Source organism: Streptomyces sp. NPDC030245 (assembly GCF_055572995.1).
The window spans coordinates 510943-526332 of sequence record NZ_JBVICF010000004.1; the positions used below are offsets into that span (position 1 = coordinate 510943).

At 72.8% G+C, this 15390-nt stretch carries 11 protein-coding genes, 2 pseudogenes and 1 riboswitch; of the genes and pseudogenes, 12 read left to right on the plus strand and 1 reads right to left on the minus strand.

The window, feature by feature from the left end:
• Entirely contained in the window at window positions 1-777 is a 777-nt protein-coding gene (locus ACZ4Z4_RS14295; RefSeq protein WP_468326722.1) for a hypothetical protein, read from the minus strand.
• A gap of 197 nt (window positions 778-974) precedes the next feature.
• Here ACZ4Z4_RS14295 and ACZ4Z4_RS14300 point away from each other — a divergent pair, with 197 nt between their 5' ends.
• The 12 genes and pseudogenes from ACZ4Z4_RS14300 (at window position 975) to ACZ4Z4_RS14355 (ending at window position 15353) form a co-directional block, all read left to right on the plus strand.
• Window positions 975-3050: an N-6 DNA methylase gene (locus tag ACZ4Z4_RS14300; RefSeq protein WP_468326724.1), complete on the plus strand. Its 2076-nt coding sequence runs from the start codon at window positions 975-977 to the stop codon at window positions 3048-3050.
• A 148-nt stretch (window positions 3051-3198) separates the two neighbouring features.
• On the plus strand, window positions 3199-3813 hold the full coding sequence (locus tag ACZ4Z4_RS14305; RefSeq protein ID WP_468326725.1) for a hypothetical protein: 615 nt from the start codon (window positions 3199-3201) through the stop codon (window positions 3811-3813).
• A complete protein-coding gene (locus ACZ4Z4_RS14310; protein ID WP_468326891.1) occupies window positions 3810-5345 on the plus strand; it encodes a serine/threonine-protein kinase in 1536 nt (511 codons plus the stop codon). The genes ACZ4Z4_RS14305 and ACZ4Z4_RS14310 overlap by 4 nt, the downstream gene beginning before the upstream one ends.
• Before the next feature lie 160 nt (window positions 5346-5505).
• Window positions 5506-6180 carry a SurA N-terminal domain-containing protein gene (locus ACZ4Z4_RS14315; RefSeq protein WP_468326727.1) on the plus strand — a complete coding sequence of 225 codons (675 nt, stop codon included), beginning with the start codon at window positions 5506-5508 and terminating at the stop codon, window positions 6178-6180.
• Window positions 6181-6246: 66 nt separating this feature from the next.
• Window positions 6247-7245, plus strand: coding sequence for a nucleoside triphosphate pyrophosphohydrolase (locus ACZ4Z4_RS14320; RefSeq protein ID WP_468326729.1), 999 nt, complete (start codon window positions 6247-6249; stop codon window positions 7243-7245).
• Window positions 7246-7287: 42 nt separating this feature from the next.
• Complete coding sequence (locus ACZ4Z4_RS14325) at window positions 7288-9294, plus strand: SCO5717 family growth-regulating ATPase (RefSeq protein WP_468326731.1); 2007 nt, start codon at window positions 7288-7290, stop codon at window positions 9292-9294.
• A 252-nt stretch (window positions 9295-9546) separates the two neighbouring features.
• A complete protein-coding gene (locus ACZ4Z4_RS14330) occupies window positions 9547-10878 on the plus strand; it encodes a cytochrome P450 family protein (protein ID WP_468326733.1) in 1332 nt (443 codons plus the stop codon).
• Window positions 10879-10997: 119 nt separating this feature from the next.
• On the plus strand, window positions 10998-12074 hold the full coding sequence (locus ACZ4Z4_RS14335) for a LysM peptidoglycan-binding domain-containing protein (RefSeq protein WP_468326735.1): 1077 nt from the start codon (window positions 10998-11000) through the stop codon (window positions 12072-12074).
• Window positions 12075-12269: 195 nt separating this feature from the next.
• A riboswitch (cyclic di-AMP (ydaO/yuaA leader) is annotated at window positions 12270-12417 on the plus strand.
• 5 nt (window positions 12418-12422) lie between these two features.
• Window positions 12423-12818: pseudogene (locus ACZ4Z4_RS14340) on the plus strand (transglycosylase family protein); the annotation flags it as partial.
• A 123-nt stretch (window positions 12819-12941) separates the two neighbouring features.
• Window positions 12942-13145 (plus strand): annotated as a pseudogene (locus tag ACZ4Z4_RS14345) (LysM peptidoglycan-binding domain-containing protein); the annotation flags it as partial.
• A 317-nt stretch (window positions 13146-13462) separates the two neighbouring features.
• The gene (gene eno / locus ACZ4Z4_RS14350; RefSeq protein ID WP_468326736.1) at window positions 13463-14758 is read left to right on the plus strand and encodes a phosphopyruvate hydratase; all 1296 of its coding nucleotides are present in this window, start codon (window positions 13463-13465) and stop codon (window positions 14756-14758) included.
• A gap of 115 nt (window positions 14759-14873) precedes the next feature.
• The gene (locus tag ACZ4Z4_RS14355) at window positions 14874-15353 is read left to right on the plus strand and encodes an FtsB family cell division protein (protein ID WP_468326737.1); all 480 of its coding nucleotides are present in this window, start codon (window positions 14874-14876) and stop codon (window positions 15351-15353) included.
• Window positions 15354-15390: the final 37 nt, after the last annotated feature.

The window sequence follows — 15390 nt, forward strand, 5'->3', positions numbered from 1 at the left end:
TCAGCTGCCCAGGTTGTCGATGTCGATGACCTTGCCCGCGGGCGGCGCCGTCTTCACGGGCTTGTCGTAGTCGCCGAACGTCAGGTACTCCGGCTTCGCGGCGCCCCTGTCGACGATCTTCAGCAGATACGGCTTGCCCTCGGTGGCGACGTAGATCGTGTACTTGTCCGCGGAGTCGTGAGCGTTGATCTTGATGGCGGGGGTGCCGTCGAGGGTGGTCGTCGCGCCCCTGCGGGCGTTGGAGTTGATGCCCTCGAAGTCCCTGAGCAGCTCGTCGACGTCGCACATGCCGGCGATGTCCTTCGCGTCGGCGCCCGACGCCTTCGTCTTCGCCCACTTGCCCGCGAGCATGTCGACCACGGCGTCCGTCTCATCCTTCGGCTGCCCCTTGCTCTGGGCGCGCAGGAACTTCTCGTCGTACTTCACGTAGACCGTCTTGTCGCCGGGGACGATCAGGTCGAACGAACCCTCGTCGCCCACCGCCAGCTTGCCCGCGCACTTGCCCGACGTGTCGAGGGCCAGGTCCATCTTCATCAGGCCGGTCTCGTCGTCCGAGACCTCGCCCGCGAGCTTCAGCGATTCGGCGCCCTTCGTCGCCTTGACGGCCTTGTCGACGATCTCGGTGCCCGACATGCCCGCGAAGGGCTCCTTCGGCTTGTCGTCCTTCTCGGAGCCGCAGGCCGTGAGGCCGACGGCGGCCGCGGCGACGAGGCAGGCGGCGACGGCGGCGGTACGGCGCGCGTGGTGACGGTCGTGACGCTCGTGACGGTGACGCATGAAATCCCCCCAGGGAACTTGTTCGGTGGGGACATCAGAGCAGTTCCTTGTGAACCGAGTCAACACGGGTATCGGGAGATCTTGAGTTAACGCCGTGAAGCGGTCCGTGCGGCGGAGCCCGTGGGTATGCTCGACCCCGCGCGACTGACCCCGCGCCACGACGCGCGACTGACCCCGCGCACGAGGGGAGCTGCCAGATGACGCCGCGGGACGACGCGACCGAAGTCACCGCCGCCGGGATCGCCCGCCTTGCCGGGGTGGGACGCGCCGCCGTCAGCAACTGGCGCCGCAGGCACGGCGACTTCCCCAAGCCCGTCGGCGGCACCGAGACCAGCCCCTCCTTCGCCCTCACCGAGGTCGAGCGGTGGCTGCGCGGCCAGGGCAAGCTCGTCGAGGTCCCGCTCCGCGAACGCGTCTGGCAGCAGCTCGCCGGGCACCCCGCGGGCCCCGTCACCGCCCTCCTGCACGCCGGCTGCGCCCTGCTCCTGATCCGCGACAAGCCGTCCGCCTGGCTCGCGGTGAGCGCCGTGTCGGACGAGCGTCTCGCGCGGCTCCTGCCGGACGAGCTCGACGAGGTGGTGGCGGCGCGCCTCGGGGTGCGGCGCGGGCGCGCCGTCCGCGTCCCCGAACCCAGCGAACTCCTGCCGTCCGCCCCGCTGTTGCGCGGCGTCGCCGAGCTCGCCGCCGAGCTCGGCGCGAAGCAGACGTACGAGTTCCTGCTCGGCCGGCAGACCGATGCCAACCCCCGCCAGTACACGCTCACCCCGGCGGGGCCCGCCGAGCTGATGGCGCGGATCGCCGAGAGCAGGGCCCCCGCCCGCACCGTCCTCGACCCCGCCTGCGGCACCGGCGCCCTGCTGCGCGCCGTCACGCCCCGCCCCGACCAGTACCTGTACGGCCAGGACAGCTCCCCGGAGCTCGCCGCCCTCACCGCGCTCCGGCTCGCCCTGCACTCCGACGCGACCGTGCGCACCGCCGCCGCCGACACCCTGCGCGCCGACGCCCACGAGGGCCGCAGGGCCGACGCCGTGCTCTGCCACCCGCCGTTCAACGAACGCAACTGGGGCCACGACGAACTGGCCTACGACGCCCGCTGGGAGTACGGCTTCCCGGCCCGCTCCGAGTCCGAACTCGCCTGGGTCCAGCACGCGTTGGCCCGCCTCGCCGACAGCGGCACCGCCGTCCTCCTGATGCCGCCCGCCGCCGCCTCCCGCCGCTCGGGCCGCCGCATCCGCGCCGACCTGCTGCGCCGCGGCGCGCTCCGCGCCGTCATCGCCCTGCCGGCCGGCGCGGCGCCCCCGTACAACCTGCCCCTGCACCTCTGGGTGCTGCGCAGGCCCGACCCCGCGGCGCGGCCCGCGCCCGAGCTGCTGCTGGTGGAGACGGCCGGCCTGCCGGCCGCCGACAGCCGCGACCGGCAGCTCTGGCCCGCCGTGCAGGACGCCGTGCTCGACATCTGGCACCACGTCGAGCGGCACGGCACCCTCGACGAACGCCCCGGCGCGGCCCGCTGCGTCCCCGTGCTCGAACTCCTCGACGACGAGGTCGACCTGGCCCCCGCGCGCAGGCTGCCGCCCCCCGCCGAGGCCGGCGACGGCACGGAGCTCGCGACCGTACGCAAGGGCCTGGGCGAGGCGCTGCGCCGGGCCACCGACCTCATGCCGCCGCCGGACGACCTGGCCCCGTCCGCCGCCGACACCGCACGCCCCCCGCTCACCACCGTCGGCGAACTGGCCCGCGCGGGCGCCCTGACGCTGCACACCGGCACCGGCGCGGGAGCCGCGGGCGCCCCCGTCCTCACCGACCACGACGTGCTCACCGGCGCCGCCCCCTCCGGCACCGCCCACGAGGGCCAGCCGGACGACGACCCCGTGCGCACCGAACCCGGCGACGTCGTCGTCCCGGTCTTCGGCGGCGGCGCCGCGGCCCGCGTGATCGACGAGGCCACCGCGGGCGCCGCCCTCGGCCGCGGCCTCGCCCTGCTCCGCCCCGACCCGGCCGCCCTCGACCCGTGGTTCCTCGCCGGGTTCCTGCGCGGCACCGCCAACCACCGGCAGGCGAGCAGCTACGCCTCCACCGCCGCCCGGCTCGACGTCCGCCGCCTCCAGCTGCCCCGGCTGCCCCTCGCCGGACAGCGCGGCTACAGCGAACGCTTCCGGCGGCTCGCCGACTTCGAGGACGCCCTGCGCCACGCGGCCGGGCTCGGCGACCGGCTGGTGCGCGGGATGCACGACGGTCTGACGGAGGGAACCCTTCCGCCCGGGACGGCGTGACCAGTACGACTGCCGGTACGAAGCGGGTACGACTGCCAGGACAAGTGACCAGTACGACAACGGTTCGGTACACCCGGGACCGGTCGTGCCGGACGGCCTATACGCTTCGAACCCTCGACCATCCGTTCACCGGGCACCAGGAGCAGCCATGCACGGCCAGGGCTACGCGCCGCCGCCACCGCAGCCCCCCACCAGCGGGACGCATGTCACGCTGCGCGTGCTGTTCGTGGTGCTCGCGGTGCTGTCCTGCGGACTCCTCTCGTGGGCCGCGATGCTCCGGCTCGCCCTCGTGACCCGCAAGTCGTACGACTGGGTCGTCCTCGGCGTCGTGACGGCCCTCGACATCCTGGCTCTCGTGCTCATCGGCGTCGACCCGGGCAAGGAGGAGTTCCAGGGCCCCGGCAGCGCCGGCATGATCGTGATGCTCTCCACGATGTTCGCCGCCGTCGCCTACTACCTCGTCGCGGACATACGCCACTTCAGCCCGCACCGGCAGCCGCAGTTCACCGGCCACGTCCAGCCGCAGCCCCAGCCGCAGCCTTCGTACGGCTACCCGCAGCCGCCCGCCCCGACCGCACCGGGCCCGGCCGTGCCAGGCCCGGCCGCGCCAGGACCGGTCCACGCGCAGCCCACCCAGCTCGGCCACCCGCCGTTCCAGCAGACCCCGCCGCCCGCGCGCCCCGCCCCCGCCCGCATCCACCAGGTCAGGGCCGAGCTCGACGAGCTGAGCGACTACCTGCGCAAGCGGGAAGGCGGTAGCTGACCGTGCGCGTCGTCGCCGGGCGCTACGAACTCGCCACGCTCATCGGCCAGGGCGGCATGGGCCAGGTCTGGACGGCGTACGACCAGCGCCTGGACCGGCGCGTCGCCGTGAAGCTGCTCAGGCCCGACCGGGTCGCGGGCGCCGAGGCAGAGGAGCTGCGCCGCCGCTTCGTGCGCGAGTGCCGCGTCACCGCGCAGGTCGACCACCCCGGCCTCGTCACCGTGCACGACGCGGGCAGCGAGGGCGAGGACCTCTACCTCGTCATGCAGTACGTCGACGGCGCCGACCTCGGCGACCACCTCGCCGAGCACGACCCCTACCCCTGGCAGTGGGCCGTCGCCGTCGCCGCCCAGCTGTGCGCCGTGCTCTCCGCGGTGCACGCCGTGCCGATCGTGCACCGCGACCTCAAGCCGCGGAACGTCATGGTCAAGCAGGACGGCACCGTTTCCATCCTCGACCTCGGCATCGCCTCGGTCATGGACACCGACACCACCCGCCTCACCCATACCGGTTCCCCCATCGGCAGCCCCGCCTACATGTCCCCCGAACAGGCCATGGGCGGCGCCGTCGGCCCGTACACCGACCTCTACGCCCTCGGTGTGCTGCTGCACGAACTCCTCAGCGGCGACGTGCCGTTCTCCGGATCCACCGCGCTCGGCGTCCTCCACCGCCACCTCTACGAACCACCGCTGCCGGTGCGCCGCCTGCGCCCCGAAGTACCCGAAGCCCTGGAGACCCTCGTCCTGCGGCTGCTCGCCAAGGACCCCCAGCACCGGCACTCCAGCGCCCAGGAGGTGTACGAGGAGCTGGCGCCCCTGCTGCCCGCCCGCGGCGTCCCCGCCGGCCACCCCCTCGACCCCACCCGCCCCTTCCTGCGCCCGCACGCGCCGTGGCCGGACCGCGCGACGACGCCCGCGCCCGCCCCCGACATGCCGGCACAACCGCCGGGGACGCCCGGGGCGCCGCCCCAGCAGGACCTCGCCCGCGCCGTCGAGGACGTCAAGCGGCTCCTCGGCGAGGGCCGCATCACGCAGGCCGTCGACATCCTCGGTGCGATCCTGCCGGCCGCCGCCGCCGAGCACGGCGAGCACTCACCCGTCGTCCGCACCCTGCGCAAGCAGTACGCCGCCACGCTCATGGACGACGGCCAGTACCGCCGCGCCCTGCCCGAACTGCGCCGCCTCGCCGACGAGCGCGCCGCCGAGTCCGGCCAGGCCGACCCGCACTCGCTCCAGTTCCGCTACGAGGCCGCGCAGTGCCTGGAGCAGCTCGGCGAACCGGCCGCGGCCCTCGCCGAGTACCGCGCGCTCCTTCCCTATTACGAGAACCAGTACGCGACGGAGGACCGCCACCAGTCCCTGGAGATCCGCCGCCGCATCGGCCAGCTGCTCCTCGCCCTCGGCGACCGGCACGCCGCCCACGACACGCTGGCCCGGCTCCTGCACGACGCGGAGCTGCTGCACGGCCCCGGCCACCCCTTCCCGGCGGAGATCCGGCGCACGCTCCAGTGGCTCGGACAAGTGCGCGGATAGGTCCGAACGGCGGGGCGGCGGGCGTATGGGGTGCCTCAACTCCCGGGAAATCGTTGGTCGAATAGGTGTCGAATGGCTGGCCGAGACGACGGCCACTGCCTACCATCGATCACCGCAAGACTTTGTGCACCGCCGCACAATCTCCAACGGGAGGCCCACCTTGCACCGCCGCAACAGCCGTCGCACCGCGCTCATCCTCTCCGCCGCCGCGATCGCCGCGGCCCCCCTCCTCACCGCCTGCGGCAGCGAGGCGCACCCGGGCGCCGCGGCCGTCGTCGGCGGCGACCGCATCACCGTCGCGCAGCTGGAGGGCCGGGTGAACGAGGTGCGCGAGGCGCAGCGGGCCGCCATCCCCGACGACGCGCAGTACTCGCAGGCCATCGCCAAGTCCGGCGCTCTCACCCGCAGCACCCTGCACACGATGGTGCTCGACAAGGTCCTGCACCGCGCGGCCGCCGACGCCGGAGTGAGCGTCACGCGCCGCGACATCCAGACCATGCGGGCCGCCATGGAGCAGCAGGAGGGCGGCAAGAAGGCCCTTGAGCAGGCCTGGCTCCAGCAGTACGGCGTCGCCCCTGCCCGCCTCGACGACAGCCTGCGCACCGAGATCGAGGCGCAGAAGCTCGCGAAGAAGCTGGACGCGGACATGCAGTCGCCCGAGGGCCAGGCGGTGTTCTGGAAGGCCCTGTCGGCCGCCTCCAAGAAGCTCGACATCGACCTGAACCCGCGCTACGGCGCATGGGACGTCGACAAGAACAAGCGCACGGACGCCAAGACGCCGTGGGTGCGCGAGGTCACCGACGCCAAGGCGCCGACGGAGGAACAGCCGGCGTAGGAGGCACAGGGGTCATAGGAGAGGGGACGGCGGGGGAGTGTCGGCGGGCTGGGTTACGTTCGACGGGTGAACGAGACCGAGACCACGCCCCCGGCCGACTCCGCCGACGCGCCCGCCGGCCGCGTCATCCTGCTGACCACCAGCCACCGGGTCGCGCCCGGCCTCCTGTCCTGGCCCGCCTGGCAGGCGCTGCACGCCGCGGACGAGGTGCTGTGCGCCGACGCCTCCCATCCGCAGCTGCCCTATCTGCGCGAGGCGGGCGTGCGCGTCGAGCAGGCCGCGCCCGGCGCGCAGGAGCTGGTCGACGCCTGCGCGGGCGGCCGCACGGTCCTGGTCGTCGCCACCGCCGAGGGCGACCGGGCGCTCACGGACGGCCTGGCCCGGCTCGCGGGCTCCGGCCGCGTCGCCATGCCGGACCTGGAGCTCCTCCCCGCCTCGTACGACCTGCCGGGCGCGCGCCTGCTCGACCTCGTCCAGGTCATGGACCAGATCCGGGACGAGTGCCCGTGGTCCTCGCAGCAGACGCACAAGGGCCTCGCGAAGTACGCGATCGAGGAGGCGTACGAGCTGGTCGAGGCGATCGAGGAGGGCGACAGGGAGGAGCTGCGCGAGGAGCTCGGCGACGTCCTCCTCCAGGTCGTCTTCCACGCGCGGATCGCCGAGGAGGACGCCGAGGCCCCGTTCTCCGTCGACGACGTCGCGGGCGGCATCGTCGAGAAGCTCATCCACCGCCACCCGCACGTCTTCGGCGACGACTCGGCGGACACGCCGGAGGACGTGAAGGCGCACTGGCTCCGCACGAAGGCGCAGGAGAAACAGCGCACGTCGGTCACCGAGGGCATCCCGCTCGGCCAGCCCGGCCTCGCGCTGGCCGCGAAGCTGGCGTCCCGGGCGCGGACGGCGGGCCTCGACGTGACGGTGCCCGCCGGGGAGGGCGTCGGTTACGAACTGCTCGCGCTGGCCCTGCGCGCCGAGGCCGCGGGCGTCGACCCGGAGGCGGCGCTCCGCGTGGCGGCGCGGGCCTACCGGGACGCGGTGCGGGCGGCCGAGGGGGCGGGTGCTTAGTACCGTTGTTCCCCAGGGCGGTACGACGGCGTGGGGGCTTGTGTGGCAACGGAGTTGGAGGAGCTGGCCGCCGAGGCGGCCGATGTCCTCGTGGGGGCGATGTGGGATCGCAGGGGCCGCTGGCTGTGGGTCAGGAAGGAGTTCGGGGAGTACTTCCGGCAGTCGCGGGCCAGGGCCGGTGAGAACGAGCTCGACATCGACAGGACGCAGGTGATCGCGCAGGTCGGTGACCCGGGCACACTGCGGCGATTCTGGTGCGGGGTGCTGTACGACTGCCTCAGGACCGGCGGCGGACTTCGGGCGGACCGCCTCCGCGTCATCGTGGCCGACGCCGCCCTCGTCACGGGCGGCGAGCCCGACACGGCCGAGGCCACCGAGGCAGCCGACTTCACCGGGGACTTCGCCATCGACTACACACCGCCCGCCTGGTACTCCGCCGCCCAGCTCGAGGGCGGGAAGGAGAAGGAGGCCGGGGCGCCGGCGTCCGGTCCCGGCGCGCGGAACTCCGTCACCGGCGGCACCCAAGCCACCGTCGTCCAGGCCGACTCCATCGGCTCGGTCACCGTCAACGCACCGCCCACGCCGCCCACACCGCCCGCGCCCCGGCACGCCGCAGCCGACGGCTGGCCGCGCCTCGACGGGCTCCGCCGCCTCGGCCTCGGCGTGCGCCCCACCCGCCGGTTCCCCGGTGCGACGGCCCTGCCGCCCTACGTCACCCGGGACTGCGACGACGAGCTGTCCGTCCTCCTCAAGCACGCCGCGCACTACGGCGGCCTCGTCATCGTCACGGGCGGCCCCCTGTCGGGGAAGACCTCGACGGCGTGGGCGGCGCTGCGGGCGAGTGTCCCCGACGACACCCGGGTCTTCGTCGCGGGCGGCGGAGCGGAGCTGCGCGGCCTCCCGGACCAGCTCAGGGGCCGGGAGGCGGCCGGCACCCACGTGGTGTGGCTGGACGACCTGGACGGCCACCTCACGGAGCCCGGCACCCCCGGCGTCCTCGCGGAGCTCACCCATGCCCGCGTCCTCGTCCTCGCGACGATGCGGGACGAGGCGTACGACAGACACCGCTTCGGGCACGACCCGGCCGCCCGCGTCCTGAGCGTCGCGCAGACCGTGGAGGTCCCCACCGAGTGGAGCGAGACGGAGCTGGCGCGGCTCGCGACGGTCGACGACCCGCGGTTCGCGGACGCCGTCCGCTGGCGCGGGGCCCTCGGCGTCACGGAGTTCCTCGCGCTCGGCCCGGACCTGTGGGAGGAGTGGCGCAGGGCGCGCCGCGTGGGCACGCGGCTGCTGGGCCACCTCCTGGTGCGCGCGGCGATCGACCTGGCGCGGTGCGGGCTGACGCGGGGCGTCACGCCGAAACTGCTGAGGCAGGTCCAGGAGGAGTACGACCTGGAAGGCCCCGGCGCGACGGATGCGAAGTCCGAGGAGACGTTCGAGGAGGCGCTCGCCTGGGCCACCGCGCCCCGGCACGGCGTGACGGGGCTGCTCGTACCGGGGGAGTGGCCCGGCACCTGGCGGGCGTACGGCTCGCTGATCGCGGACGCGGCCCGCTCCGACCTGGCGGCGCCGGTGCCGGACCGCGTGTGGCGGCGCGCGTACGAGGATCTGGAGCCGCACGAACCGGCCGAGCTGCGCGGCCTGGTGGCCGCCTTCCGGCTGGCCCTCACGCCGCGCGCCGCGGACGGGGACGCGGACGCCATGGCCTGGCTCGGCCTGCTGGCCGGGGACGAGGGGGACACGGCGGCCGCCGAGGACTGGTTCCGCAAGGCCGCCGACCGCGGGCACGCGCGGGCCGCCGGCCGCCTCGGCCACCTGCTGGCGACCCGGGTCGCGTACGAGGAGGCGCTCCCCTATCTCACGGCCGCCGCCGAGGCGGGCGAGCCCGGGACGGCCGCGCTGCTCGGCCAGGTCCACCAGCACCTGGCGGTCCACTACTTCCGCATCGCCGAAGCCGAGGGCGACCCCTCGGCCACCCGCCGCCTGAAGGGCCCCCTCCGCCCAACAGGCCCCCTCTCCACCCACCCCCCGGACCCCCACCTGGACTAGCACCTCCCGCCCCGCACACGAAATACGCCCGCCACCGCCCCGCCCAACGGGCCGGTCTCGCGGCCAGGCCTCGGTCCTGCACTTGGTCTTGCGCCTGGCGCCCAGGGCATGGAGCCCCGGGCATGGGGCCCTGGGCAGGGTTTGCCCCGCTGCCGCCCGCAGGGCCGGCCCCTCCGACCCCCGTTCCGGACCCGCGCGGGCCGGGCCGGGCCCAGGAGGAGTTCCGGCTCCTCCTGGGGATACGGTCACCGCATGCACGACCAGCCGCCCGCCACCTGCCCCGCAGGAGCCGGCCCCGTACCCGGGGCGTCCCCGCAGCCCGAGCTCTTCACCTGGGAGTTCGCCACCGACCCCTACCCCGCGTACGCCTGGCTGCGCGAGCACGAGCCCGTGAGCAGGCAGCGGCTGCCCAGTGGGGTCGAGGCATGGCTGGTCACGCGGTACGCGGATGCCCGGCAGGCCCTCGCCGACCAGCGGCTCAGCAAGAACCCGGCCCACCACGCCGAGCCCGCCCACGCCAAGGGCAAGACCGGCATTCCGGGCGAGCGCAAGGCCGAGCTGATGACGCATCTGCTCAACATCGACCCGCCGGACCACACCCGGCTGCGCCGCCTCGTCGCGAAGGCGTTCACGCCGCGCCGTGTCGCCGAGTTCGCACCGCGGGTGCAGGAGCTGACGGACCGGCTCATCGACGGGTTCGCGCAGGAGGGCACCGCCGACCTCATCCACGAGTTCGCCTTCCCCCTGCCCATCTACGCCATCTGCGACCTGCTCGGCGTCCCCCGCGAGGACCAGGACGACTTCCGCGACTGGGCGGGCATGATGATCCGACACGGCGGCGGCCCGCGCGGCGGCGTCGCGCGGTCGGTGAAGAAGATGCGCGGCTACCTCGCCGAGCTGATCCACCGCAAGCGCCTCGAACCGGGCGACGACCTCATCTCCGGCCTCATCAAGGCCTCCGACCACGGCGAGCACCTCACCGAGAACGAGGCCGCCGCGATGGCCTTCATCCTCCTCTTCGCCGGGTTCGAGACCACCGTCAACCTCATCGGCAACGGCGTGTACGCGCTGCTCACCCATCCCGAGCAGCGCGCACGGCTCCAGCGGGCGCTGGACGACGGCGACACCGGCCTCCTGGAGACCGGCATCGAGGAGCTGCTGCGGTACGACGGGCCCGTCGAGCTCGCCACCTGGCGGTTCGCGACGGAGGCGCTCAGCATCGGCGGCCAGGACATCGCGGCCGGCGACCCCGTCCTCGTCGTCCTCGCCGCCGCCGACCGCGACCCCGCCCGGTTCGCCGACCCGGACACCCTCGACCTCTCCCGCCGTGACAATCAGCACCTCGGCTACGGGCACGGAATCCACTACTGCCTCGGCGCCCCGCTCGCCCGGCTGGAGGGCCGCACCGCACTCGCGACGCTGCTGCGCCGCCTTCCCGACCTGCAATTGGCGGCCGATCCCGCGGATTTGCGGTGGCGTGGCGGGCTGATCATGCGAGGACTGCGCACGTTGCCCGTGGAGTTCACAACCGCACAGAAAACGGTGCCCGGCACACACCCCACTGACGAGCCATCAGGACTGTGATGTTCGCGTGATCTCCGCTGCATCGACTTGTGACAAGCGTTCGACTGCGGCTACGTTCACGACGACTTGAGCGCCCCGGGCGCCCAAGTCGTCGCTGAAGTCTCCCGAAAGGCACCCGCATGCTCTCCGGCAATGGCCGTCACCGACGCCCCCGCCAGGCCCCGGCCCTCATCGTCGCGGCAGGAGTCACCGGATCAGCCATCGCCATCCCACTGCTCGGCGCCACCAGCGCGAGCGCCGCCGAGACCACCACGTGGGAGAAGCTCGCCGAGTGCGAGAGCGGCGGCGCGTGGAGCGCCAACCCCGGCAACGGCTACTACGGAGGCCTCCAGCTCTCGCAGGAGACGTGGGAGGCGTACGGCGGCCTCGACTACGCGACCAGCGCCGACCAGGCGAGCCGCTCGCAGCAGATCGCCGTCGCCGAGAAGATCCTCGACGACAAGGGCACCGCGGCCTGGCCGAGCTGCGCCCCGATCGCCGGGCTCAGCCAGGACGGTGCCGCGGCGGACGTCGACCCGGGCGGCCCCGTCGCCCCCAAGCCCTCCGACGACCCGAAGGGTTCGACCGGCTCCAAGGACTCCGACAGCTCCAAGGACGCCGAGGACTCCAAGGGCTCAAAGGACTCCAAGGACTCCAAGGCTCCCGGGAAGACGGAGACGGACAAGCCGTCCGACGACCCGTCCACCGGCCGGGGGAAGTCCTCCGACGACGCGAGCGACACGCCTGCCTCCGGCGGCAGTTCACGAGAGAAGAATCACGGCGAGTCCGGCGAAAAGGGCGGCAAGGGCGGCAAGGGCGGCAAGGGCGACGCCGAAGAGGCCGACGGCAAGGGCGAGTCCGGCAAGTCGGGCCAGGAGGACACCACTTCGCCCACGTCCGAGAAGTCGACCGACCCGGCCGACGACGCCACGGACCCCAACGGCTCCTCCTCCGGCCGCCACCGCGGCGACCGCGCGGACGAGAGCGACAGCGCCGGGGACCGTCCAGGACGGCACGCCTCGCGCGGCGGCGACCGCTCCGCCAAGGTCGCCGACGGGACGTACACCGTGCGCTCCGGGGACAACCTCTCGGTCATCGCGGACGACTTCGGGGTCGACGGCGGATGGCACGAGCTCTACAGCGAGAACAAGAAGACCGTCGGAGGCGACCCGGACCTCATCCTCCCCGGTCAGAGCCTCGATGTGGGCGAAAAGTAACGGAAATTGACGATGCGTCGGCGGGCGACTTGATGTGTGTTGTCCGGTTTGGCGCGAGTGAGAGATGGGTCTCAGAAGCCCTGATCGTCTTTGAAATTCAGTGGGGAGCGTGTCTACGGTCGTGACCGCTCGCCACTGGTGAGCCCCGCCGGTCGGTACGCCGAATCCTGCCAACGGCCGGACGGGAACAGTCGTCGCTCAAGAGCGCCGTGGGCAGGAGCGGGGGACCCAAGGTAAGTGCCGGAAACGGCTAGGGGTGAAGTCGCACTCGCGAGAGAGCGACCGGGCAACCACATCGGCCCGAACCCGACAGCTCACCTCGCAGGCGTCGGTGTAGGGGATCAACTCATGCTGCTTTCCGGCAAGGGCAAGCACCGTCGTCCGTCCAAGGCCACTCGCGTCGCCACGCTCGTCGGCGTGACCGGCGCCGCCGTCGCCGCCCCGCTGATGGCGGCCGGCTCGGCCTCCGCCGCCACCACCTCCGAGTGGGACGCCGTCGCCCAGTGCGAGTCCGGCGGCAACTGGTCCATCAACACCGGCAACGGTTACTACGGCGGTGTGCAGTTCTCCGCCTCCACCTGGGCCGCGTACGGCGGTACGAAGTACGCGCCGACCGCCGACAAGGCCTCCAAGGCCCAGCAGATCGAGATCGCCGAGAAGGTCCTCGCGGGCCAGGGCAAGGGCGCCTGGCCGAGCTGCGGCGTCGGCCTCTCGGGCGCGTCGCCCAGCAGCGGCGGCTCGCAGCAGCAGGCCCCGCAGCAGCAGAGCAAGCCGCAGCCGCAGCAGACGCAGCAGCAGGCCGCTCCGCAGCAGCAGGCCGCGCCGAAGCAGGCCGCTCCCAAGCCGCAGCCGGCGCCGCAGACCGAGTCCAAGAAGACCGTCGAGACCCCGACCGGCAAGACGGTCAAGAAGGGCGACGGCGAGTACAAGGTCAAGACGGGCGACACCCTGTCGAAGATCGCCGAGGCGAAGAACGTCAAGGGCGGCTGGCAGAAGGTCTACAAGCTCAACGGCGACATCATCGACAACGCCGACATGATCTACCCGGGCCAGCAGCTCCACCTGAGCTGACCCGGCCGGTCACGGCCGTGCCTCGGCGGACGCACGGCCGTACCCCCCGTCCCCACGGGCTCCCCGCCCCGGTGCGCGTATCCCCCGTACGCACCGGGGCGGGGCCATGTCCGCACCCGTCCGCTGCGCCGCTTCCGCCCCTCCATGTTCGCTACTAGCGAGTAGAGAACATGGTCTTACGCCCTGTTTCCGGGCCATATGGCCTTTGTGCCGTCCCAGGGGACGGGCGGTCGGCTGGCCGAAGGCCCGGAGCCGGTTAGGCTCAGGAGACGCAGGGCCGAAGCGGCTCGCGTAACCGCGTCACATCCCAGAAGGAGATGCTCGTGCCGTCCATCGACGTCGTCGTAGCCCGGGAAATCCTGGACTCCCGAGGCAACCCCACGGTCGAGGTCGAGGTCGGCCTCGACGACGGCAGCACCGGTCGTGCCGCCGTTCCGTCCGGTGCCTCCACCGGTGCCTTCGAGGCCATCGAACTCCGTGACGGAGACCCCAACCGTTACATGGGCAAGGGTGTCGAGAAGGCCGTCCTCGCCGTCATCGAGCAGATCGGCCCGGAGCTCGTCGGCTACGACGCCACCGAGCAGCGCCTGATCGACCAGGCCATGTTCGACCTGGACGCCACCGACAACAAGGGCTCGCTCGGCGCCAACGCCATCCTCGGCGTCTCCCTCGCCGTCGCGCACGCCGCCTCCGAGGCCAGCGACCTGCCGCTGTTCCGCTACCTCGGCGGTCCCAACGCGCACCTGCTGCCCGTCCCGATGATGAACATCCTGAACGGCGGGTCGCACGCCGACTCGAACGTCGACATCCAGGAATTCATGATCGCCCCGATCGGCGCGGAGTCCTTCTCCGAGGCGCTGCGCTGGGGCACCGAGGTCTACCACACCCTCAAGAAGGTCCTGAAGGACAAGGGTCTGTCGACCGGCCTCGGCGACGAGGGCGGCTTCGCCCCGAACCTGGACTCCAACCGCGCCGCGCTCGACCTCATCCTGGAGGCCATCAAGCAGGCCGGTTACGTCCCCGGTGAGCAGATCGCCCTCGCCCTCGACGTCGCCGCGTCCGAGTTCTACAAGGACGGCACGTACTCCTTCGAGGGCAAGGACCGCTCGGCCGCCGAGATGACCGAGTACTACGAGGAGCTCGTCGCCTCGTACCCGCTCGTCTCCATCGAGGACCCGCTGTTCGAGGACGACTGGGCCGGCTGGAAGGTCATCACCGAGAAGCTCGGCGACAAGGTGCAGCTCGTCGGCGACGACCTGTTCGTCACCAACCCGGAGCGCCTGGCCCGCGGCATCGAGGAGAACTCGGCCAACGCCCTGCTCGTCAAGGTCAACCAGATCGGTTCGCTGACCGAGACCCTGGACGCCGTCGAGATGGCCCAGCGCAGCGGCTTCAAGTGCATGATGTCGCACCGCTCCGGCGAGACCGAGGACGTCACCATCGCCGACCTCGCCGTCGCCACCAACTGCGGCCAGATCAAGACCGGCGCCCCGGCCCGCTCCGAGCGCGTCGCCAAGTACAACCAGCTCCTGCGCATCGAGGAGATCCTCGACGACGCGGCGGTCTACGCAGGCCGCAGCGCGTTCCCGCGGTTCCGCTCTGCGGACCAGTAAGCACAGCGAGGGCTGACCTTTCGCAGCCACGTAGTTACGTACGTCCCCGCACCCGGTCCCGTACCGTGTGCGGGGACGTACGTACGTGCAGGCGCTGCGCCGGGGAGGCGGGACCATGGGCAAGGCCGGGACCAAGGACCGGTTCTCCACGGCTACCCGGCTGCGGCTGCTCGGCGAGCAGACCGCCGAGCGGGTCTACCGCTCCCAGACCAAGCGCCAGGCGCGCCGCTCCCGGCTCACCGGCCGGGCCGCCCTCCTCGCGCTCGTGCTCTGCTCGCTGGTCGTCGCGCTCGCGTACCCGATGCGGCAGTACGTCTCGCAGCGCGCCGAGATCGACGACCTGCGCAGACAGCAGGCCGAGCACCGCGAGGACGTCGAGAAGCTCCGCGACGAGAAGGCCCGCTGGCAGGACGACGCGTACGCGGAGCAGCGCATCCGCGACCGCCTGCACTACGTGATGCCGGGTGAGACCGGCTTCACGGTGATCGACCCGGCGGCGGCGCGCAGCCGCCGCACCGACCAGGGGGCGGCCGCGCGCCCCTGGTACTCGAACGTCTGGGACGGCGTCGACAAGGCCGACCGCCCCGGCGACTGACTTCCGATCCGTCCCCGACCCGTACCGACATGAAAGA